This window comes from Siccirubricoccus deserti, assembly GCF_014283215.1.
GTDB classification, from domain to species: domain Bacteria; phylum Pseudomonadota; class Alphaproteobacteria; order Acetobacterales; family Acetobacteraceae; genus Siccirubricoccus; species Siccirubricoccus deserti.
The window spans coordinates 33,604-53,386 of the sequence record NZ_JACOMF010000010.1 but is presented as its reverse complement, the minus strand read 5'-3'; the positions used below and the strand labels follow the sequence as shown (position 1 = coordinate 53,386).

At 70.2% G+C, this 19,783-nt stretch carries 15 protein-coding genes; 9 read left to right on the top strand and 6 right to left on the bottom strand.

The annotated features are described in order from the left end of the window. Positions 1 to 18: 18 nt before the first annotated feature. Positions 19 to 759 carry an SDR family oxidoreductase gene (locus H7965_RS10900; RefSeq protein ID WP_186770606.1) on the top strand — a complete coding sequence of 247 codons (741 nt, stop codon included), beginning with the start codon at positions 19 to 21 and terminating at the stop codon, positions 757 to 759. 113 nt (positions 760 to 872) lie between these two features. Here H7965_RS10900 and H7965_RS10895 read toward each other — a convergent pair whose 3' ends face one another. Together H7965_RS10895 and H7965_RS10890 are read right to left on the bottom strand one after the other, a co-directional pair. Continuing rightward, a complete protein-coding gene (locus tag H7965_RS10895; RefSeq protein WP_222440564.1) occupies positions 873 to 1,631 on the bottom strand; it encodes a DsbA family oxidoreductase in 759 nt (252 codons plus the stop codon). 20 nt (positions 1,632 to 1,651) lie between these two features. Then, positions 1,652 to 2,347 (bottom strand): glutathione S-transferase family protein, encoded by a 696-nt coding sequence (locus H7965_RS10890; RefSeq protein ID WP_186770605.1) that lies wholly within the window; start codon positions 2,345 to 2,347, stop codon positions 1,652 to 1,654. Positions 2,348 to 2,453: 106 nt separating this feature from the next. On the opposite strand from H7965_RS10890, the gene pobA reads away from it, so the two are divergent. Further along, the gene (pobA, locus tag H7965_RS10885) at positions 2,454 to 3,650 is read left to right on the top strand and encodes a 4-hydroxybenzoate 3-monooxygenase (RefSeq protein ID WP_186770604.1); all 1,197 of its coding nucleotides are present in this window, start codon (positions 2,454 to 2,456) and stop codon (positions 3,648 to 3,650) included. On the opposite strand, the gene H7965_RS10880 is transcribed toward pobA, so the two are convergent. The 4 genes from H7965_RS10880 to H7965_RS10865 all read right to left on the bottom strand — a co-directional run bounded on the left by H7965_RS10880 (position 3,605) and on the right by H7965_RS10865 (position 7,771). Continuing rightward, positions 3,605 to 4,669, bottom strand: a complete 1,065-nt coding sequence (locus H7965_RS10880; RefSeq protein ID WP_186770603.1) for a glycosyltransferase family 2 protein — start codon at positions 4,667 to 4,669, stop codon at positions 3,605 to 3,607. The genes pobA and H7965_RS10880 overlap by 46 nt on opposite strands. After that, positions 4,666 to 5,664, bottom strand: a complete 999-nt coding sequence (locus H7965_RS10875) for a glycosyltransferase family 2 protein (RefSeq protein ID WP_229682577.1) — start codon at positions 5,662 to 5,664, stop codon at positions 4,666 to 4,668. Before H7965_RS10875 ends, H7965_RS10880 begins: the two co-directional genes overlap by 4 nt. 24 nt (positions 5,665 to 5,688) lie before the next feature. Next, positions 5,689 to 7,197, bottom strand: a complete 1,509-nt coding sequence (locus H7965_RS10870; RefSeq protein ID WP_186770602.1) for an exopolysaccharide biosynthesis polyprenyl glycosylphosphotransferase — start codon at positions 7,195 to 7,197, stop codon at positions 5,689 to 5,691. 112 nt (positions 7,198 to 7,309) lie between these two features. Next, positions 7,310 to 7,771, bottom strand: a complete 462-nt coding sequence (locus H7965_RS10865) for a GtrA family protein (protein ID WP_186770601.1) — start codon at positions 7,769 to 7,771, stop codon at positions 7,310 to 7,312. Between the two features lie 346 nt (positions 7,772 to 8,117). Between H7965_RS10865 and H7965_RS10860 the strand changes: the two genes are divergently transcribed. The 7 genes from H7965_RS10860 to H7965_RS10830 all read left to right on the top strand — a co-directional run bounded on the left by H7965_RS10860 (position 8,118) and on the right by H7965_RS10830 (position 19,715). Continuing rightward, a complete protein-coding gene (locus tag H7965_RS10860; protein WP_186770600.1) occupies positions 8,118 to 9,707 on the top strand; it encodes an ABC transporter substrate-binding protein in 1,590 nt (529 codons plus the stop codon). A 105-nt stretch (positions 9,708 to 9,812) separates the two neighbouring features. Next, entirely contained in the window at positions 9,813 to 11,405 is a 1,593-nt protein-coding gene (locus H7965_RS10855; protein ID WP_186770599.1) for an ABC transporter substrate-binding protein, read from the top strand. Positions 11,406 to 11,412: 7 nt separating this feature from the next. Beyond that, positions 11,413 to 12,993 carry an ABC transporter substrate-binding protein gene (locus H7965_RS10850; RefSeq protein WP_186770598.1) on the top strand — a complete coding sequence of 527 codons (1,581 nt, stop codon included), beginning with the start codon at positions 11,413 to 11,415 and terminating at the stop codon, positions 12,991 to 12,993. Continuing rightward, positions 12,993 to 14,570, top strand: a complete 1,578-nt coding sequence (locus H7965_RS10845) for an ABC transporter substrate-binding protein (protein WP_315898686.1) — start codon at positions 12,993 to 12,995, stop codon at positions 14,568 to 14,570. Before H7965_RS10850 ends, H7965_RS10845 begins: the two co-directional genes overlap by 1 nt. A gap of 84 nt (positions 14,571 to 14,654) precedes the next feature. Further along, on the top strand, positions 14,655 to 16,229 hold the full coding sequence (locus tag H7965_RS10840; protein ID WP_186770596.1) for an ABC transporter substrate-binding protein: 1,575 nt from the start codon (positions 14,655 to 14,657) through the stop codon (positions 16,227 to 16,229). Positions 16,230 to 16,359: 130 nt separating this feature from the next. After that, a complete protein-coding gene (locus H7965_RS10835) occupies positions 16,360 to 17,934 on the top strand; it encodes an ABC transporter substrate-binding protein (protein WP_186770595.1) in 1,575 nt (524 codons plus the stop codon). A gap of 179 nt (positions 17,935 to 18,113) precedes the next feature. Then, positions 18,114 to 19,715 (top strand): ABC transporter substrate-binding protein, encoded by a 1,602-nt coding sequence (locus H7965_RS10830; RefSeq protein WP_186770594.1) that lies wholly within the window; start codon positions 18,114 to 18,116, stop codon positions 19,713 to 19,715. Positions 19,716 to 19,783: the final 68 nt, after the last annotated feature.

Genomic DNA, 19,783 nt, shown 5'->3' with positions numbered 1-19,783 from the left:
GAACACGGGAGGCATGCCATGAACGCACTCGATCTCAGGGGCCGCGTCGCGGTCGTCACCGGTGGCGCCCGCGGCATCGGCCTCGCCATTGCCGAGCGCGCCACCGCCAGCGGTGCCCGGGTCGCCCTCTGGGATGTGGACCTCGCCGAGGCGCAAGCCGTCGCCGCCCGGCTCGGCGGCTTCGCCGCCAGGGTGGACGTGACCGATGAGGAGGCGATCGCCGCCGCCCTCGGTGCCACCGAGGCGGCGCTCGGGCCGGTCGACATATTGGTGGCGAATGCCGGCATCACCGGGCCGAACGCGCCGGTCGAAGCCTATCCGGTCGCCGCCTGGAAGCAGGTGATCGACATCGACCTGACCGGCGTCTTTCTCTGCTGCCGCGCCGTGGTGCCGGGGATGCGGGCGCGCAATTACGGCCGGATCGTCAACATCGCCTCCATCGCCGGCAAGGAGGGCAACCCCAATGCGGCGGCCTATTCCGCGGCCAAGGCGGGGGTGATCGGCCTGACCAAGTCGCTGGGCAAGGAATTGGCGACGACCGATGTGCGGGTGAATTGCGTGACCCCGGCGGCGGCCAGGACCGACATCTTCAAGCAGATGACCGAGCAGCAGATCAGCTACATGCTGTCGAAGATCCCGGCCGGCCGCTTCGCCCAGGTGGAGGAGATCGCCGCCCTGGTCTGCTGGCTGGCCAGCGCCGATTGCAGCTTCTCGACGGGCGGCGTCTTCGACGTCTCGGGCGGCCGGGCGACGTATTAGGCCCCTCCTCGTCATGGCCGGAGTTGATCCAGACATCCCCCAACGCCCGCTTTCGCTGGTTATCCGGATGCACGGGCCAAGCCCGTGCACGACGGGGAGGGGAGAGGCGTAGCCTACGCCGCCTTGGCGCGCTCCCGCAGGATCGCCAGGCCGCGGCGGAAAGCCTCAGCCATCTGCTCGGGTGGCATGGCGCCGCTGAACACCACATGGCCTTCCAGTGCGAAGGTCGGTACGCCGGAGAGGCCCGCGCGGCGGAAGCCGGCATCCTCCTGCCGGACCTCGGCCTCGCCGGCGTCGGTGGCGAGGACGCTGGCGGCCTCGGCCGCATCCAGCCCGGCCCCGCCGGCGATCTCCGCCAGCACGGCGTGGCTGCCGATGTCGCGGCCATTGTGGAAATAGGCCTGGAACAGCGCCTCCACCACCGCATCCTGCATCGCCGGGCCGTGCTCTCCGGCAAGGCGGATCAGCCGGTGGGCATCGATGGTGTTCGGCGTGCGCAGCATCAGCGCATGGCGGAACTCCAGCCCCGCGGCCTGGCCGGCGGCGGCGACCCGGGCATCCGCCTCCGCCGAGCGCTCGGCGCTGCCGAACTTCGCCGCGCGGTAGGACGCCCGCTCCACCCCCTCGCGGGGCATGTCGGGGTTGAGCTGGAACGGCCGCCAATGGATCTCGAACCGCTCGCCCTCCACCGCCAGCAGGGCCAGCGCGCCCTCCAGGTTACGCTTGCCGACCCAGCACCAGGGGCAGATGGCGTCGGAGATGATGTCGATGCGGGACGGCGCCCGCGCCAGCGGCAGCGCCATCGTGGTCTCCGCCGGCACCGCGCAGCCGTCCGGGCCGCATGCCGCGCCCGCTTCCGTCCGGTCGTCCATCGCCGTTCTCCTGCTTTGCGTCAAACCTCGTGCCCCGGGGCGCGGCCCGCAAGCCCGTCGAACAGATCGAGCATCCGGCCGCGCCAGCCATGCACCGGGTCATCCGCCTCCAGCAGCCGGAAAGGGCTGACGCAGCGGGCCCATTGGAAGGCGCCGAAGACGATGTAGTCGGCGTAGCCAGGGGTGGCGCCGGCCAGCCAGGGCTGGCCGCGCAGGGTCAGCCGCACCGGCTGCAGCGCCTTGCGGAACTCCGGTAGCAGCGCCTCCCGCTCCGCCACCCAGGCTTCCAGCGTGGTGCCGAAGCGCTTCTCGCGGCTTTCGCGGAAATAGGGCCGGTGCTCCGGCTTGATGACGTCGAGGATGTCGCGCACCACCATGCGGGCGATCCAGGGGTGCAGCACGCTGTCGGCCCAGGAGTTGACGAAGCGCGTCACCGCCTGGCCGGCGGCGGCGCCGAACAGGCTGGGCCGGTCCGGGTAGCGTTCCTCCAGCCAGCAGGCGATGGCCCAGGAATCCGACACCACCGTGCCGTCCTCGACCAGCACCGGCACCAGCCCCTGGCCGGAGAAGGCGATGGTCTCGGTCTCGGTGAAGCGCCAGGGGATGGTCTCCACCTCCAGCCCCTTGTGCGCCAGGGCGAGGCGAGTGCGCCAGCAGAAAGGGCTGAAGCGCAGCGCCGGATCGGCACCGGCGAGGTCGTACATCATGCGGGCCATGGCAGGGTCCTCCGGCGGCAATCCTGGCCTGCCGCCGGCAGCGGCGCAAACCCTTGCTGTCCGGTACCAAAGCGGCAGAGTGAGGCGGGAGATGGGAACCAGGGCGATGCGGACGCAGGTGGGAATCGTGGGTGCCGGCCCGGCGGGGCTGCTGCTGGCGCATCTGCTGCACCTTGCCGGGATCGAGAGCGTGGTGCTGGAGAGCCGCTCCCGCGCCTATGTCGAGGAACGGGTCCGCGCCGGGTTGCTGGAACAGGGCACGGTCGACGTGCTGACCGAGACCGGCGTCGGCGACCGGCTGCACCGGGAGGGGCTGCCGCACTCCGGGATCGAACTGCGCTTCGACGGCCAGGGCCACCGCATCGATCTGCAGGGGCTGACCGGCAGGCGGGTGACCATCTACGGCCAGCAGGAGGTGGTGAAGGACCTCATCGCCGCCCGGCTTTCCCATGGCGGGCCGTTGCTGTTCGAGGTGGCGGACACCGCGGTGCACGATGCCGATACCGAGCATCCCAGCATCTCCTTCCTGCATGACGGCCAGGCGCGGGTGCTGCGCTGCGATGTCATCGCCGGCTGCGACGGCTTCCACGGCATCTGCCGCGACAGCATCCCCGCCGGCGTGCTGCGCGCCTATGAGCGGGTCTACCCCTTCGCCTGGCTCGGCATCCTCGCCGCCGCGCGGCCGGCCTCGCATGAGCTGATCTACGCCCGGCACGAGCGCGGCTTCGCCCTCGCCACCATGCGCAGCGAGACGCTGGCGCGGCACTACCTGCAATGCCGGCCGGATGAGGATATCGCTGCCTGGTCGGATGACCGGATCTGGGCGGAGCTGCATGCGCGGATGGCCCGGCGCGACGGGGTGGCGCAGGTGCAGGAAGGTCCGATCCTGCAGAAGGGCATCACCGGCATGCGCAGCTTCGTGGTGGAGCCGATGCGCCACGGCAGGCTGTTCCTGGCCGGCGACGCGGCGCATATCGTGCCGCCGACCGGCGCCAAGGGGATGAATCTCGCGGTCGCCGACATCCGCGTCCTGGCGCGGGCGCTGGAGGCGTTCTGCCACGGCCGCGGCAGCGCGCTGCTGGATGCCTATTCGACCACCGCCCTGGCCCGGGTGTGGAAGGCGCAGCGCTTCTCCTGGTGGATGACGTCGATGCTGCACCGCTTCGACGGCGACGACGGTTTCGAGCACAGGCTGCAGCTTGCCGAACTGGATTACGTCTGCCGTTCGCCGGCCGCCTCGCTGACCCTGGCGGAGAATTACGTCGGGCTGCCGCTGTCCCTCGGTGCTTCCTGGGCAGCCTGAGCCTTGGGCAGCGCTGCCAGCACCTCCGCCCGCAGCCGGGCGCCGAGGCTGCCGCGATGCGCCGCGTCATTGCGCCGCAGGTAGTCGCGCGCCGCCGGGGTGAGGATGTCGAGGCCGCCCTGCTCGGCGCGGTATCGCCGCGCCAACCGCAGCGCCGCCGGCCCGGCCCGCAACCCCTGCGCCAGCACGCCGTTGCGGGCGCCCTTCACCTGATAGGCCAGAAAGCGCGGCAGCAGCGCCAGCGCCGCATCGCCGTACTTCAGCCCGATGTAGATCCGGTTGCGGACGAAGTGGAACCAGCGGGTGCCGGACCAGGCGAAGCGGTGCTCGCCGGAGACCTTGTGGCGCACCGTGATGTCGCCGCGGTAGCGGATGCGGCGCCCGCGGTTGATGGCGCGGAGCGCGAAGTCGAACTCCTCCCAGCAGAAGAACAGCCGGTCGTCGTAACCGCCCACCGCCTCGAAATCCTGCCGGCGGATCGCATGGCCGGCGCCGACGAAGGTGCAGGCGTCGAAGCTCTCGCCGGCGCGCGGCAGCAGGGGGGCGGGGTAGCCCCAGGAGGAGAGGTCGTCGGCCCCTGTCGCATGCACCAGGATGCGGCAGCCGATGGCGGCGAGGTCCGGCGCCGCCTCCAGCGCCCGCACCGCCTCGGCCAGGGTCGTCGTGGTGGCGAATTCGGCGTCGTTGTCGAGGGCGAAGACCACCCGGCCACGGCCGAGCGCGGTCGCCCGGTTGCGCCCGCCGGCGACGCCCCAATTGCGGTCCAGCCGCACCAGCGTGGCATCGGCGGCGCCTTCCACCGCCTGGGCCAGCAGGGCGAGGTTCTCCGGCCGGCTGCCCTGGTCGGCGATCCAGACGTGCCGGCTCACCCCCCGCTGCGCCCGCGCCGAGGCGATGGCCTCGATCGTCTCCTCCGCCCGGTCCAGCGCGAGGATCACCACATCCGCGGCGTACGCCGCGGCGGCGGGTCCGGCGGCGCCGGCGACATGGGTGGGCGGGGGGTAGGGCGGCAGGCTCATGCGGGGCTGTCGAAATCGGGGCCGGGGATGGCGAGGTAGGCAATCCGCTTGGCCTCCTGCCGGCCGCGGGTGACGGTATCGAGGATCAGCCCGCAGGCGAAGGCGAGGAAGGACAGCAGCGCCAGCCCGGTCGAGAGCACCGCGGTCGGCAGCCGCGGCACCAGCCCGGTTTCCAGGAAGGTCCGCAGCAGCGGCACCGCCAGCAGCACCGCGACCGCCAGCATCGCGGCGCCGGAGATGGAGAAGAACATCAATGGCCGCTCCCGCTGCACCAGGATGATGATGGTCCGCAGGATGCGGAAGCCGTCCCGGTAGGTGTTCAGCTTGCTGGCCGAGCCGGCCGGGCGTTCCTTGTAGATGCTCCGCACCTCGCCCACCGGCATCTTCAGCTCCAGCGCATGGACGGTGAACTCGGTCTCCGTCTCGAAGCCGGAGGCCAATGCCGGGAAGCTCTTCACGAAGCGGCGGGAGAAGACGCGGTAGCCCGAGAGCATGTCGCTGATCCGGTCGCCGAATACCCGCCGGACCATGCCGGTCAGCACCGCATTGCCGAGCTGGTGGCCGGGGCGGTAGGCGGCCGCCGCCGCCTCCTCCGGCGTGACCCGAACGCCGGTCACCATGTCCAGGCGCTCGGCGAACAGCCGGCGCAGCATCTCCGGCGCGGCGGCGGCGTCATAGGTGTCATCGCCATCGACCAGGACATAGGCATCGGCCTCGATGTCGGCGAACATGCGGCGGACCACATGGCCCTTGCCCTGCAGCTGCTCGCTGCGCACCACAGCGCCGGCCGCGCGTGCCACCGCCACCGTCTCGTCCTTCGAGTTATTGTCGTAGACATGGATCGCCGTGCCCGGCAGCGCCGCCCGGAAGGCGGCGATGACGCGCGGAATCGCCACCGCCTCGTTGTAGCAGGGGATCAGGACGGCGATTCGGGGCGAGGCCCCCAGCCCCGCGGGCAGCGGTCCAGGGCGGGCCTCGGCGTGGGTGTCGGGCACAAGTCTCTCCTGCGGGCATCCGGGTCAGCAGGCGTTGCGCATCCGCGCCACCGCCAGCAGGGTCCGCACGAGGATCGTGAAATCGAGCCAGGGCGACCAGGTCTCGATATACTCCAGATCGCTTTCGACTCGACGAATTAGTTTCTCCTCGGTCTCGGTCGGGCCGCGCCAGCCGCGAACCTGGGCGAGGCCGGTCAGCCCCGGCTTCACCTTGTGCCGGGCGGCGTAGCGGGCGACCACCTGCTCGAACGGCCGGCCGCCGGCGCGAGTGCCCGGGGCGTGCGGCCGCGGACCGATGAAGGACATCTCGCCCTTCAGCACGTTGAACACCTGCGGCAACTCATCCAGCGAGGTGCGCCGCAGGATGGCGCCGATCCGGGTCACCCGGGGATCGCCACTCACCACCTGGCGGACCGCTTCGTGATCGGTCGCCTCGACATACATTGTGCGGAATTTCAGCACGTAGAAGTCGCGGTTGTTGAAGCCGGTGCGGCGCTGGCGGAACAGCACCGGCCCCGGGCTGTCGAGCCGGATGGCCAGCGCGATCAGCGCCATCGGCAGCGCCGCGACGGCGATGGCGCCGATCGCCAGCGTATAGTCCTCGACCGCCTTCACCACCGCCGCCCAGCCGCTGATCGGCCGGTCGGCCAGCCGCAGCAGGCGTAGCCGCTCCGCCTCGCCGCCGCAACGATACGCCAGCAGGTCGGGCGCCAGCCGGACATCGACCGGATAGTCGCCGAGCACCCGCATGACTGCGGCAACCCGGTCCTCGTCGGTCCAGGGCAAGGCGAGGATCACCTGGTCCACCACGCCGCGGCGGATCAGGCTGCAGAGGGTATCCAGCCCGCCGAGATGGGGCAGGCCGCCCCAGTCACTGGCCGGCGCGGCCATGTGGGGTGCGCGATCATCGGCAAGGCCGATCAACCGTAAGGCGGCATCCGGCTGCTGCCGGACCGCCGCGGCGAAGCGGGCAGCCTGCGGTCCGCTGCCCACCAGCACGGCGCGTTGCTGGGCGCGGCCGGCGACCGCGCGCAGCCCCCAGCCGGCGGCGGCCCGTCCGGCCAGCAGCGGCGGTGCCGCCAAGCCGACCCACAGCGCTGCCATCACCGGGCGGAAATTGCTGCCGGCGCCGAGCGCGGCGGCCGCCAGGATCATCCCGCCGACGCCCACTACCAGCGCGGTCAGCGCCGCCATTCCGGCCCGGCGGCCGCCGAGCAGCCGGGCAGGGCCATAGGCGCCGATGGCGGCGCCGACGCAGGGCACCAGCAGGGCAACGAAGCCGATCAGCTCAGGCGAGGGCGGTCCGCGCCGCAGCGGCACCGTATGCAGGACCAGCCCGCCCAGCGCCGTTGCCGCCATATCGAGCGCGGCGACCAGGCTGGCGACCACGGCCGGCGGCAGGGGGCCGGCGAAGCGCCAGCCTGGCCCGCGGCGTTTCGCAGCCGTCCGCCCGCCACTGGCAAAGCCGGCCCAGCCGGCATCGCCGACGGCGGGAACCAGCTGCGCGTCCTTGCTACCGGGGTCACTGGGCATCAGACCATCCATGCGAAGTGCACCACGGAGGGACGCCGCCGGGTTGGCGTCCTGGGGATCAGGGTGAGGCTAGGGCGCAGGACGTCGGACATGGCACCCGTCGGCATGATCATCAGATGGCGAGCGGGCGGCGCTGGCCGCCCGGGGTGAAGACGTAGCGCCGGCTGAGCAGGAAATTGCCTGCCAGGCCGGCCAGCGAACCTGCGGCGACCCCGAGCACCGGGTTCGCTGCGACCAGCGGCACGGTCGTCATCAGTGCGGCGTAGGTGCCATAGTTGCAGAGGAATCCAACGAGATTCACCACGAGGAACATCGCCCAGCGCCGCGCCACCGCATCGCGCGGGGCCGCGCGATAGGTCCAGGCGCGGTTCAGCGCGAAGGTCGTGCTCGCTGCGGTGACATAGGATAAGATCCGGCCAAGCCAGGGGCCGAGGCCCAGGGCAAGGCCGGCAGTCAGCACCGCGGCATCCACCATGAAGCCAACGACACCGACCGCACCGAAGCGGCAAAATTCGCCGGCGAGCCGCGCAAGCGGCCGCTCAGGCTGGGCGGCGGGGGAGGAAACGACGGTCATGCAGGGCATCCTGGTAGGCCATTGTCTACGCGGACGCTGCGGCGCAAACAAACCACGGCGTGGTGACGACACCGCATCCGGCATGGCTCCGCGGCAGCGGCGCGGTCACGTTCCTCGGCGCATGGCGCCGCGGCATCGGAAATGCGCCCAGAGCTTCCGGAACGGATCGGTTGTGGCATGCGGCAAGGGCTCCTCTTCATGGTCATCATGCGCCGGAGTTGTGACCGTGTTGCGGCAAGCACGCCGTAAGGCAGTGCCGCCGCAGCGATCGGGCTGTCACCTCTTGCGTTTCGCGGGTGGATGGGGTTCCCCTGCGCCGGCTTCACCAACACGGGAACGGTTACCCATGCAACGTCGCAGCCTTCTCCTCGGCGCCGCCGGGGTTGCCGCAACCCCGCTGGCGTTGCCGGGCCTCGCTCAGTCGCCGGGCAGCCGGGTGCTGAAGTTCATCCCGCAGTCGGATGTCGCGGTGATCGATCCAATCATCACCACCGCCTATGTCACGCGGCACCACGCCTTCCTGCTGTACGACACGCTTTATGGCCTGGATGCCGACTTCAAGCCGCAACCGCAGATGGCCGAGGGCCATGTGGTGGAGGATGGCGGAAGGCGGGTCACCATCACCCTCCGCCCCGGCCTCCGCTTCACCGATGGCGAGCCGGTGCGGGCGAAGGATTGCGTCGCCTCGATCAAGCGCTGGGCGCAGCGCGACGCGCTTGGCCAGGCGCTGATGGCGGCGACCGACGAGATCGTGGCGAATGACGATCGCAGCTTCACCTTCCGGCTGAAGCGCCCCTTCGCCCTGTTGCTGGACGCGCTGGCCAAGCCGAGTTCGCCGGTGCCCTTCATCATGCCGGAGCGGATCGCCCGGACCGACGCCAATACGGCGATCCGCGAGATCGTCGGCTCCGGCCCCTTCCGCTTCAAGGCGGATGAGCGGATCGCCGGCAGCCGTCTGGTCTATGAGCGCAACCCGGACTATCGCCCGCGCGAATCCGGCACCCCGTCCTGGACCGCCGGGCCGAAGCAGGTGCATGTCGACCGGGTGGAATGGCAGGTGATCCCCGACGCCTCCACCGCCGCCGGCGCGCTGCAATCCGGCGAGATGGACTGGTGGGAGCAGCCGACCGCCGATCTGCTGCCGCTGCTCCGCCGCAACCGGAACCTGAATGTCGAGATCTACGACCCGACCGGGCTGCTCGGCCTCTGCCGCTTCAACCACCTGCACCCGCCCTTCAACAACCCGGCGATCCGCCGCGCCCTGCTCGGCGCGGTGCAGCAGGCGGACTACATGTCGGCGGTCATCGGCACCGACCCGTCCAACTACCGCGAGGGTGTCGGCTTCTTCCCGCCGGACACGCCGATGGCGAACACCGTCGGGCTGGAGGCGCTGACCAGTCCGCGCGACCTCGACAAGGTCAAGCGCGACCTGGCCGCCGCCGGCTACAAGGGTGAGAAGGTGGTGCTCATCGCCGCCTCCGACTTCCCCTCGCTGAACGCCATGGCGCAGGTCGGGCGCGACATGCTGGTGCGGGCCGGCATGAACGTCGACTATGTCTCGACCGACTGGGGCAGTGTTGTGCAGCGCCGGGCCAGCCGCGAGCCGCCGGAGAAGGGCGGGTGGAGCGTCTTCTTCACCTTCTTCACCGGGCTCGACTTCTTCAGTCCGGCGACGCATCTCGGCCTGCGCGGCAACGGGCTGAACAGCTGGTTCGGCTGGCCGACCATGCCGAAGCTTGAGGAATTACGGAACGCCTGGCTCGAGGCGCCCGACGTCGAGGCGCAGAAGAAGCTTGCCGCCGAGATCCAGGCCGAGGCCTTCCGCGAGGTGCCCTACCTGCCGGTTGGCCAGTATTTCCAGCCCTGGGCCTATCGCCGCAATGTCAGCAACGTGCTCGGCGGCCTGCCGCTGTTCTGGAACGTGACCAAGACATGACCGGGAGCTGACCGGCGCGCACCGGGCGCGGCTGCTTGCGGCGGCGTCCGGGCTGGGCTTCACTCCCCGCAATGGTCACCGCAGCGTGGCCTCGGGGAGAGCATCATGGACCGTCGAGACCTGCTGCGCGGCGCTGCCGCTGCCGGCACCGTCCTGGCCTTGCCGCGCGCCGCGCTGGCCCAGCCGGCGGCGGCGCGGGTCCTGCGGTTCATTCCGCAGTCCGACCTCGGCATCCTCGACCCGATCGTCACCACCGCCTATGTCAGCCGGCACCACGGCTTCATGGTGTTCGACACGCTCTACGGCATGGATGCCGATTTCCGCATCCAGCCGCAGATGGCCGGGGGGCATCGCATCGAGGAAGATGGCCGGCGTTGGACCATCACTCTGCGCCCCGGCCTGCAATTCCATGATGGCGAGCCGGTGCGGGCGAAGGATTGCATCGCCTCGATCCGCCGCTGGGCTGGGCGGCACCCGCTGGGCCAGGAACTGCTCGCCCGGCTCGACGAGATGTCGGCGGCGGACGATCGTAGCCTGGTCTTTCGGCTGAAGCGGCCGTTCCCGCTGCTGGCCGAGGCGCTCGGCAGCCTGGTCACCCCCTGCTGCTTCATCATGCCGGAACGGCTGGCGCAGACCGACCCGGCCCGACAGGTGCCGGAGATGGTCGGCAGCGGCCCGTTCCGCTTCAAGGCGGATGAGCGGGTGCAGGGCAGCCGCTTCGTCTACGAGAAATTTGCCGGCTATCTGCCGCGCGAGGAGGGCACGGCAAGCTGGACCGCCGGACCGAAGCGGGTGAACCTCGACCGGGTCGAATGGATCGTCACGCCGGATTCCTCCACCGCCGCGGCGGCGCTGCAGAATGGCGAGACGGATTGGTGGGAGGTGCCGACCTCCGATCTGCTGCCGCTGTTGCGGCGCAATCGCAACATCGCCATCGACCTGCCGAACCCGACCGGGCTGGTCGGCTGGGGCCGGTTCAACCACCTGCACCCGCCCTTCGACAATCCGCGCATCCGCCGGGCGCTGATGGGGGCGGTCAGCCAAGCCGACTACATGACCGCCGTCACCGGCACCGACCGTAGCCTGTGGCGCGAGAATGTCGGCTTCTTTCCGCCGGAGACGCCGATGGCCAGCGACGTCGGGCTCGAGGTGCTGAAGGGTCCGCGCGACTTCGACAAGGTGAAGCGGGAGATCGAGGCGGCAGGCTACAAGGGCGAGAAGGTGGTGCTGCTGGCGGCGACCGATTTCCCGACCTTGAACGCGCTCGGCCAGGTCGGCAACGACATGCTGCGGCGGGCCGGGATGAACGTCGATTTCGTGGCGACCGACTGGGGCAGCGTCGTTGCCCGCCGCGCCAGCCGGGAGCCGCCGGAGAAAGGCGGCTGGAGCATCTTCTTCAACTTCTGGACCGGGCTCGACGTCATCAACCCTGGCGTCAACCAGCCGATCCGCGGCAATGGCGGCGACGGCTGGTGGGGCTGGGCGACCTCGCCGCGGCTGGAGACGTTGCGGCAGGGTTGGTTCGACGCTGCCGATCTGCCCAGGCAACAGGCGATCGCGCGCGAGATGCAGCAGCTTGCCTTCGAGGAGGCGCCGACCCTGCCGCTCGGCCAGTATTTCCAATCGACGGCCTATCGCCGCAGTCTGGCGGATGTTCCAAAAGGGATGCCATTGTTCTGGTCCCTGAAAAAGGTGTGATGCCACCATGCAAAGACGCACCCTCCTCGCCGGCGCCACGGTCGCCGCGCTGCCAGGCATTGCCATCGGGCAACCAGCGCAGGCGCGCGTGCTGCGCATGGTGCCGCAGGCGAACCTGACCAGCATCGACCCGATCTGGACCACCGCGAACATCACGCGGAACCATGGGTTCATGGTCTATGACACGCTGTTCGGCCTGGATGCGCAGTTCCGCCCGCAGCCACAGATGGCGGCGGGGCATCTGGCGGAGGAAGACGGCCGGCGCGTCACCATCACCTTGCGCGAGGGGCTGAAATTCCATGACGGCGCGCCGGTGCGGGCGGCGGATTGCGCCGCCAGCATCCAGCGTTGGATGAAGCGCAACCCGACCGGCCAGAAGCTCGAAGCCGTGCTCGACGCGATCGAGGCGCCGGACGACCGGCGCCTGGTGTTCCGCCTGAAGCGCCCCTTCCCGATGCTGGTGCATGGGCTCGCCTCGCCGACCAACCCGGTCTGCTTCATCATGCCGGAGCGGGTGGCGAAGACCGATCCCTTCCAGCAGATCCGCGACCCCACCGGCAGCGGCCCGTTCCGCTTCAAGCAGGACGAGTTCAACTCCGGCAGCCTCATCGTCTATGAGCGCAACCCGGACTACGTGCCGGTGCCGCAGGGCGAGCCGAGCCTGACCGCCGGGCCGAAGGTGGTGCATTTCGACCGGGTGGAATGGCGCATCATCACCGATGCCGCGACCTCGGCGGCCGCCCTGCAGCAGGGCGAGATCGACTGGTTCGAGCAGCCGCCGCCGGAGATCCAGCAGCTTCTCCGCCGCAACCGGCAGGTTGTCATCGAGCCGATCGATCCTCTGCCGCTGACCGGCATCCTCCGCTTCAACCACCTGCACCCGCCCTTCAGCGACAAGCGGCTGCGCCAGGCGATCCTGCCGGCGGTCGACCAGTCCGACTACATGGCGGCGGTCGTCGGGACTGATCCGGCGATGATCCGCACCGGCGTCGGCTTCTTCACGCCGGGCACGCCGATGGCGAGCGATGTCGGCCTCGGGCCGCTGACCAGCCCGCGCAGCGTCGACCGCGCCCGCGCGCTGCTGAAGGAGGCCGGCTACACCGACCAGCCGATGCGGCTGATCGGCCCGACCGACATCCTTGCTCCCTCGGCGATGACCCAGGTGGGCGCCGACATGTTCCGCCGGCTCGGGATGAACGTCGATGTCGCGCTGAGCGACTGGGGTACCGTGGTGCAGCGCCGCACCAGCCGCGAGCCGCTGGAGAAGGGCGGCTGGAGTGTGCTCTACACCTCCTTCTCCTCTTTCGAATTCCTCGACCCTGCCGGGCATACGCCGTTGCGCGGCAACGGCACTGCGGCTTGGCCAGGTTGGCCGAGCATCCCGCGGATCGAGGAACTGCGCGATGCCTGGTTCGATGCCCCCGATGTCGCGGCGCAGCAGCGCATCTGCCGCGACATCCAGACGGTGGCGATGGAGGAACTGCCCTACATCCCGGTCGGCGCCTACATGGCGATGACCGCGCTGCGGCGGAACCTCACGGGCCGGGTGCCCGGCTTCGCCATCTATTGGGGGCTGCGGAGGGCATGATGCGACGTCGTGGATTGCTGGGCGGCGCGGCGGCTGCCGCGGCGCTGGTGCGCCTGGCTCTGGCGCAGCGCGGCCGGGTGCTGCGCTTCGTCCCGCAGGCGGATCTCTCGGCACTCGACCCGATCTGGACGACGTCCAACGTCACCCGGAACATGGGCTACATGGTCTATGACACGCTCTACGGCAGCGACGCGGAGTTCCGCCCGCGGCCGCAGATGGCGGCGGGCCATGTCGAGGAGGAGGACGGCCGCCGCGTTACCATCACCCTGCGCGAGGGCTTGCGCTTCCATGATGGCGCGCCCGTGCTGGCGCGCGATGCGGCGGCCAGCGTCACCCGCTGGATGCGCCGCCACGCCATGGGCCAGAAGCTGGCGCCGCTGGTCGAGGAGATTTCGGCGCCGGACGACCGGCGGTTGCAATTCCGCCTGAAGCGTGCCTTTCCGCTGCTGATCGAGGCGCTGGCCTCGCCGGTCGCGCCGCCCTGCTTCATCATGCCGGAGCGGCTGGCGAAGACCGATCCCTTCACCCAGCTCCGTGAGGTGATGGGCAGCGGCCCCTATCGCTTCCTGGCCGATGAGTTCGTCTCCGGCAGCGGCGCCGCCTTCGCCCGCAACGAGGTCTACAGCCCGACCCCGGTGGCCGCCAGCGGCTACACCGCAGGGCCGAAGCTGGCGCATTTCGACCGGGTGGAGTGGAAGATCATCCCGGATGCCGCCACCGCTTCGGCGGCGATGCAGGCCGGCGAGATCGACTGGTACGAGCAGCCGCCGCCGGAGATCCAGCAGCTTCTCCGCCGCAACCGCGGCATCGCCATCGAGCCGATCGACCCGCTGCCGATGATGGCGCTGATGCGCTTCAACCACCTGCAGCCGCCCTTCGACAAGGCGGCGATGCGCCGCGCCCTGCTGCCGGCGATCGATCAGGAGAGCTTCATGCAGGCGGCGGTCGGCACCGACCCTGCGCTCTACCAGACCGATGCCGGCTTCTTCACCCCCGGCGGGCCGATGGCGAGCGATGTCGGGCTGGAGCCGCTGCGCGGCCCACGCAGCCTCGACCGTGCCCGCGCCCTGCTGAAGGAGGCGGGGTACACCAACCAGCAGATCCGGCTGCTGGGGCCGACCGACATATTGGTGCCCTCGGCGCTGACCCAGATGGCGCTCGATCTGTTCCGCCGGCTCGGCGTCAACCTCGATGCGGCGCTGACCGACTGGGGCACGGTGGTGCAGCGGCGCACCAGCAAGGAGCCGTTGGAGCGCGGCGGCTGGAGTGTTTCCATGTACGCCTTCAGCTCGATGGATTTCCTGACCCCGGCGACCAACCCGACATTGCGCGCCAATGGCGCCGGCGCCTGGTTCGGCTGGCCGGACATCCCGCGCCTCGAAGCCCTGCGTGACGCCTGGTTCGAGGCGCCGACCCTCGATCAGCGGAAGGCGCTGGCGCGGGAGATGCAGGTGCTGGCGATGCAGGAACTGCCCTACATCCCGGTCGGTGCCTACCGCTCGCAGACCGCGGTGCGCCGCGACCTGGTGGACCGGGTGCGTGGGTTGGCGATCTTCTGGAACATCCGCCGGGCATGAGCGGGGCGGCATGGCGGTGCCGCGCCTGGCCCCGCCATGCCGCCGGCTTCATCCTTCGCCCGGCCATACGGAGGCTCTGAGACCATGCAGCGCCGCACCCTGTTCGGCCTCGCCGCCGCCACCGCCCTGCCGGCCCCGGCCTTTGCCCAGGGCAGTGCCGCGCGCACCCTGCGCGTGGTGCCGCAGGCCAACCTCACCAGCCTTGATCCGGTCTGGACCACCGCGGTGGTCACCCGCAACCACGCCTTCCTGATCTACGACCAGCTCTGCGCCCAGGACGCTAAGGGCGAGATCAGGCCGCAGATGGTGGAGGGCTGGACCACCGAGGCAGATGGCCTCACTTGGAATTTCACCCTGCGCCAGGGCTTGCGCTTTCATGACGGGGAGAAGGTACTGGCGAAGGATTGCGTCGCCAGCATCAAGCGATGGGCGCGGCGCGACCCCTTCATGCAGGTGCTGCAGCCCAGTGTCGCCGAGGTCGAGGCGCTGGATGACCGCCGCTTCCGCTTCCGGCTGCACAAGCCGGTGCCGCTGTTGACCATGGCGCTCGGCCAGACCCAGTTCCCCTGCTTCATCATGCCGGAGCGGATCGCCAGCACCGACGCCTTCCAGCAGGTGCGGGAGGCGGTGGGCAGCGGGCCGTTCCGCTTCCTTGCGGACGAATGGAATCCCGGTCAGCGCGCCCTCTGGGCCAAATTCGATGGCTACGTGCCGCGGCAGGAGCCGGTGGACGGTCTGGCCGGTGGCCGCGCGCCGCGTCTCGACCGGGTCGAGTGGACCATCATCCCGGATTCCGCCACCGCCGCGAATGCCATGGTCACCGGCGAGCAGGATTACTGGGAATATCCGCTGCACGATCTGCTGCCGCTGCTGCGACGGAACCGCGAGCTGGTGGTGCAGCAACGGTTGCTGGACGGCACCTATGGCATCTGCCGCTTCAACCACCTGCACCCGCCGTTCAACAACCCCGGCATCCGCCGTGCCGTCGCCATGGCGGTGGATCAGCGCGACTACATGCGCGCCGTGGCCGGCAATGAGCGCGACGGCTGGGAGGCCTGCGAGGGCGTCTTCACCTGCGGCACCGCGCTGGCGACCGAAGCCGGCAGCGACATCCTCAAGGTACGGAACATCGACCGCGCCCGCGCCGTGCTGAAGGACGTCGGCTATGCCGGCGAGAAGGTGGTGCTGGTGGCACCCGGCGACTATCCGCAGATCAACGCACTGTCGATGGTCACCGCCGACCTGCTGACCCGGCTCGGGATGAACCTGGAACTGGTCGCCGCCGACTGGGGCACGCTGGTGCAGCGGCGGGTCAGCAAGGAGCCGGTGGAACGAGGCGGCTGGAGCATCATCCACACCACCTCCTCCGGCCAGTCGCTGGCACTGCCGGTGTTTCACCTGTTCCTCCGCGCCAACGGCAGCAACGCCTGGTTCGGCTGGCCGGAGGATGCCGAGATCGAGCGGCTGCGCCAGGCCTGGATCGAGGCGCCCGACGCCGCCGGGCAGAAGCAGGTCGGCGATGCGCTGAACCGCCGCGCCATGGAGGTGCTGCCCTACATCCCGCTCGGCTTCTACTGGCAGCCCTCGGCCTGGCGGCGCAATGTCACCGGGGTGTTCCGCGCACCGGCGACGGTATTCTGGAACCTCGCCAAGGGCTGATCCGAGGCCGTCGGAGGCGCTCGTGGAGCCAAGGTCACCGTCGCGGCCGCATCCGGTTGCGCCGCGCCCCGGGCTGGGGCAAGCACGCCCCGCGCCCGGGATCTGCGGGTCGCCCGGAGGGGAAAGCCTGATGCACCGTCGGAGCCTGTTGCAGGGCAGCGCCCTGGCGCTTGCGGCACCGCGCCTTGCGGCCGCGCAGAGCAGCGCCCGCACCCTGCGCTTCGTGCCGGCGGGCAGCCTCGGCACCATCGACCCGGTCGCGGCCACCACCACCGTGACCCGCAACCACGGGCTGATGGTCTATGACACGCTGTTCGGGTTGGGAAAGGATTTCCGGCCGAAGCCGCAGATGGCGGCGCAGCACGAGGTCTCGGCCGATGGCCTGGCCCATAGCATCACCCTGCGGCCGGAACTGCGCTTCCACGACGGCGAGCCGGTGCGGGCGCGGGACTGCATCGCCTCCATCGCCCGCTGGTCGAAGCGCGACATGCTTGGCCAACGGCTGGACGCGCTGCTGCAGGAAATGCGGGCGCCGGCCGACGACCGCATCGAGATCCTCCTGAAGAAGCCCTGGCCCGGCCTGGCCTGGGCGCTGGGCAAGCCCGCCGCCAACATCTGCGCCATCATGCCGGAGCGGCTGGCGAGGACCGACCCCGTCACCCCGGTCACCGAGGCCATCGGCAGCGGGCCCTTCCGCTTCCGTCAGGCGGAGTGGGTGCCGGGCAGCTTCGTGGTCTATGAGCGTAACACGCATTACGTGCCGCGCGACGAGCCGGCGGATTTCCTGGCCGGCGGCAAGCCGGTGCATTTCGACCGCGTCGAATGGCGCATCCTGCCCGACCCGGCCGCCGCCGCCGCGGCGCTGCAGGCGAATGAGATCGACTGGTGGGAGACCCCGCTGGCGGATCTGCTGCCAGTGCTGCGAGGCAGCCGCGACATCGCCATCGAGGTGGTGAACGGCGCCGGTGCGCTCGGCATGTTGCGGTTCAACCACCTGCACCCGCCGTTCGACAACCCGGCCGTCCGCCGCGCCATCCTCCCGGCGATCGAGCAGCGCGCCTTCATGGCGGCGGCGCTCGGCGAGGACCAGGCGCAGTGGCAGGTGCCGGCCGGCGCCTTCACCCCGGGCACCCCGCTGGCGAATGATGCGGGGCTCGAGGTGCTGACCGGACCGCGCGACCCGGAGGCGGCGAAGCGGGCGCTGGCCGCTGCCGGCTACCGCAACCGGAAGGTGGTGATCCTCTCGCCGGGCGATTTCCCCACCCTCGGCGCGCTGGCCGCGGTCGCTGCCGACACGCTGCGGCGGATCGGCATGAATGTCGACCTGCAGGTGATGGACTGGGGCACGCTGGTGCAGCGCCGCGCGAAGAAGGACCCGCCGGAGCAGGGCGGCTGGAACATCTTCTGCACCACCTGGGAGGGGTTCGAGGTCTCGGTGCCCGGCAGCCACCAGCCGCTGCGCGGCAATGCGGGTTGGATCGGCTGGGCCACCAGCCCGCGCCGGGAGGCGCTGCGCGAGGCCTGGTTCGAGGCCGCCGACCTGCCCGCGGCCAAGCGCATTGCCGAGGAGATGCAGCGGCTGGTCTGGGAGGAGGTGCCCTTCGTGCCGCTAGGCCTGCTCCGGCCGCCAATGGCCTACCGGCGCAGCCTCAGCGGGCTGGTCACCGGCGGGCCGCCGTTGTTCTGGGGCGTGCGGCGGGGCTGAGGCCGGCGCGCCGCGGGCTGGCACGCTGCGTGCAAGCCCGGCGGCGAGGCCGACGCCTTGGCGGTGCCAGCCATGATGTGGAATGGTCAACGCTGGCGCAATGCTCAAGGCTGAGGCAGGTTGATGGCTAACCGGGCGCGCGGAACGCTGCCCGGCTGGGAGCTGGGGGCAAAACAACGATGGATCGCAGGAATCTCCTGAAGGCGGCGGCCGCGGCCGGCGCACTCGGCGCCACGGCGGGCATGCCGGCGCCGGCACTGTCCCAGGGCACGGCGGCACGCACCCTGCGTTTCGTTCCCCAGGCCAATCTGGCGAATTTCGACCCCATCTGGGGCACCCAGTACGTTGTCCGCAACGCCTCGGCGATGGTGTGGGACACGCTCTACGGCGTCGACGAGAAGCTCGAGCCGCAACCGCAGATGGTCGAGGGCGACACCGTTTCCTCCGACGGCCTCACCTGGACGATCAAGCTGCGCGACGGGTTGCGCTTCCATGACGGCGAGAAGGTGCTGGCGAAGGACGTGGTCGCCAGCATCACCCGCTGGATGCCGCGCGACCCGATGGGCCAGATGCTGAAGGCCATCCAGAACGAGCTGGTGGCGGCGGATGACCGCACCGTGCGCTGGGTGCTGAAGAGCCCCTATCCGAAGCTGCGCTTCGCCCTCGCCAAGGTCGGCACGCCCTGCTGCTTTATCATGCCGGAGCGGATCGCCAGGACCGACAGCTTCACCCAGATCAGCGAGTATGTCGGCAGCGGCCCGATGCGCTTCGTGCGCAACGAATGGGTGCCGGGCGCCAAGGCGGTGTTCCAGAAATTCGATGGCTACGTGCCGCGCAGCGATGCCGGCACCTGGCTGGCGGGCGCCAAGCGCATGATGGTGGACCGGGTGGAGTGGCTGATCATGCCGGATGCGGCGACGGCCTCGGCGGCGCTGCAGAACGGCGAGATCGACTGGTGGGAGAATCCGATCACCGATCTGGTGCCGACTCTGAAGCGCAACCGGAACATCGCTGTCGACATCGCCGATCCGCTCGGCAACATCGGCAGCTTCCGGATGAACCACCTCCACCCGCCGTTCAACAATGTCGGCGTCCGTCGCGCGGTGCTGATGGCGATGAGCCAGGAAGACTACATGCGGGCGCTCGTGGGCGACGACACCGACCTGTGGAAAGCGCTGCCGGGCTACTTCACCCCGGGCACGCCGCTCTACTCGGAGGAAGGCGGCGAGATCCTGAAGGGGCCGCGCAACATCGACGCGGCGAAGAAGCTGCTGGCCGAGAGCGGCTACAAGGGCGAGCCGGTGATCTGCGTGGTGGCGCAGGACCAGTCGATCACCAAGGCGTTCGGCGACGTGACTGCCGACCTGCTGAAGCGGCTCGGCATGAATGTCGATTTCATCGCCACCGACTGGGGCACGGTCGGCCAGCGCCGCGCCATGAAGAACCCGCCCGGCCAGGGCGGCTGGTCGATGTTCCACACCTGGCACGCCGGCGCCGATTGCGTAAACCCGGCGAGCTACAACGCCATCCGCGCCACAGGCGAGAATGCATGGTTCGGCTGGCCCTCCGCCCCGGCGGTGGATGCCGCCATCAGCGAATGGTTCGCCGCGCCGGACCTCGCTTCGGAGAAGGCGGCGATCGGCAAGGTCAATCGCCTGGCGCTGGAGAACGTGGTCTATGCGCCGACCGGCTTCTTCCTCGGCTACCAGGCTTGGCGGCGCAACGTTACCGGCATTCAGAAGGGCCCGCTGCCGTTCTTCTGGGGCGTCGCGAAAGCATGAGCGCGCCGCTGCGCCCCGAGCAGCATCCGTCCGAGCGGCACCGGACCATCCGGCCCGGCACCATGCAT

Coding starts and splice junctions, on each gene's coding strand:
- H7965_RS10900 (WP_186770606.1), top strand. CDS start 19: ATGAACGCACTCGATCTCAGGGGCCGCGTCGCGGTCGTCACCGGTGGC.
- H7965_RS10895 (WP_222440564.1), bottom strand. CDS start 1,631: ATGGACGACCGGACGGAAGCGGGCGCGGCATGCGGCCCGGACGGCTGC.
- H7965_RS10890 (WP_186770605.1), bottom strand. CDS start 2,347: ATGGCCCGCATGATGTACGACCTCGCCGGTGCCGATCCGGCGCTGCGC.
- pobA (WP_186770604.1), top strand. CDS start 2,454: ATGCGGACGCAGGTGGGAATCGTGGGTGCCGGCCCGGCGGGGCTGCTG.
- H7965_RS10880 (WP_186770603.1), bottom strand. CDS start 4,669: ATGAGCCTGCCGCCCTACCCCCCGCCCACCCATGTCGCCGGCGCCGCC.
- H7965_RS10870 (WP_186770602.1), bottom strand. CDS start 7,197: ATGCCCAGTGACCCCGGTAGCAAGGACGCGCAGCTGGTTCCCGCCGTC.
- H7965_RS10865 (WP_186770601.1), bottom strand. CDS start 7,771: ATGACCGTCGTTTCCTCCCCCGCCGCCCAGCCTGAGCGGCCGCTTGCG.
- H7965_RS10860 (WP_186770600.1), top strand. CDS start 8,118: ATGCAACGTCGCAGCCTTCTCCTCGGCGCCGCCGGGGTTGCCGCAACC.
- H7965_RS10855 (WP_186770599.1), top strand. CDS start 9,813: ATGGACCGTCGAGACCTGCTGCGCGGCGCTGCCGCTGCCGGCACCGTC.
- H7965_RS10850 (WP_186770598.1), top strand. CDS start 11,413: ATGCAAAGACGCACCCTCCTCGCCGGCGCCACGGTCGCCGCGCTGCCA.
- H7965_RS10845 (WP_315898686.1), top strand. CDS start 12,993: ATGCGACGTCGTGGATTGCTGGGCGGCGCGGCGGCTGCCGCGGCGCTG.
- H7965_RS10840 (WP_186770596.1), top strand. CDS start 14,655: ATGCAGCGCCGCACCCTGTTCGGCCTCGCCGCCGCCACCGCCCTGCCG.
- H7965_RS10835 (WP_186770595.1), top strand. CDS start 16,360: ATGCACCGTCGGAGCCTGTTGCAGGGCAGCGCCCTGGCGCTTGCGGCA.
- H7965_RS10830 (WP_186770594.1), top strand. CDS start 18,114: ATGGATCGCAGGAATCTCCTGAAGGCGGCGGCCGCGGCCGGCGCACTC.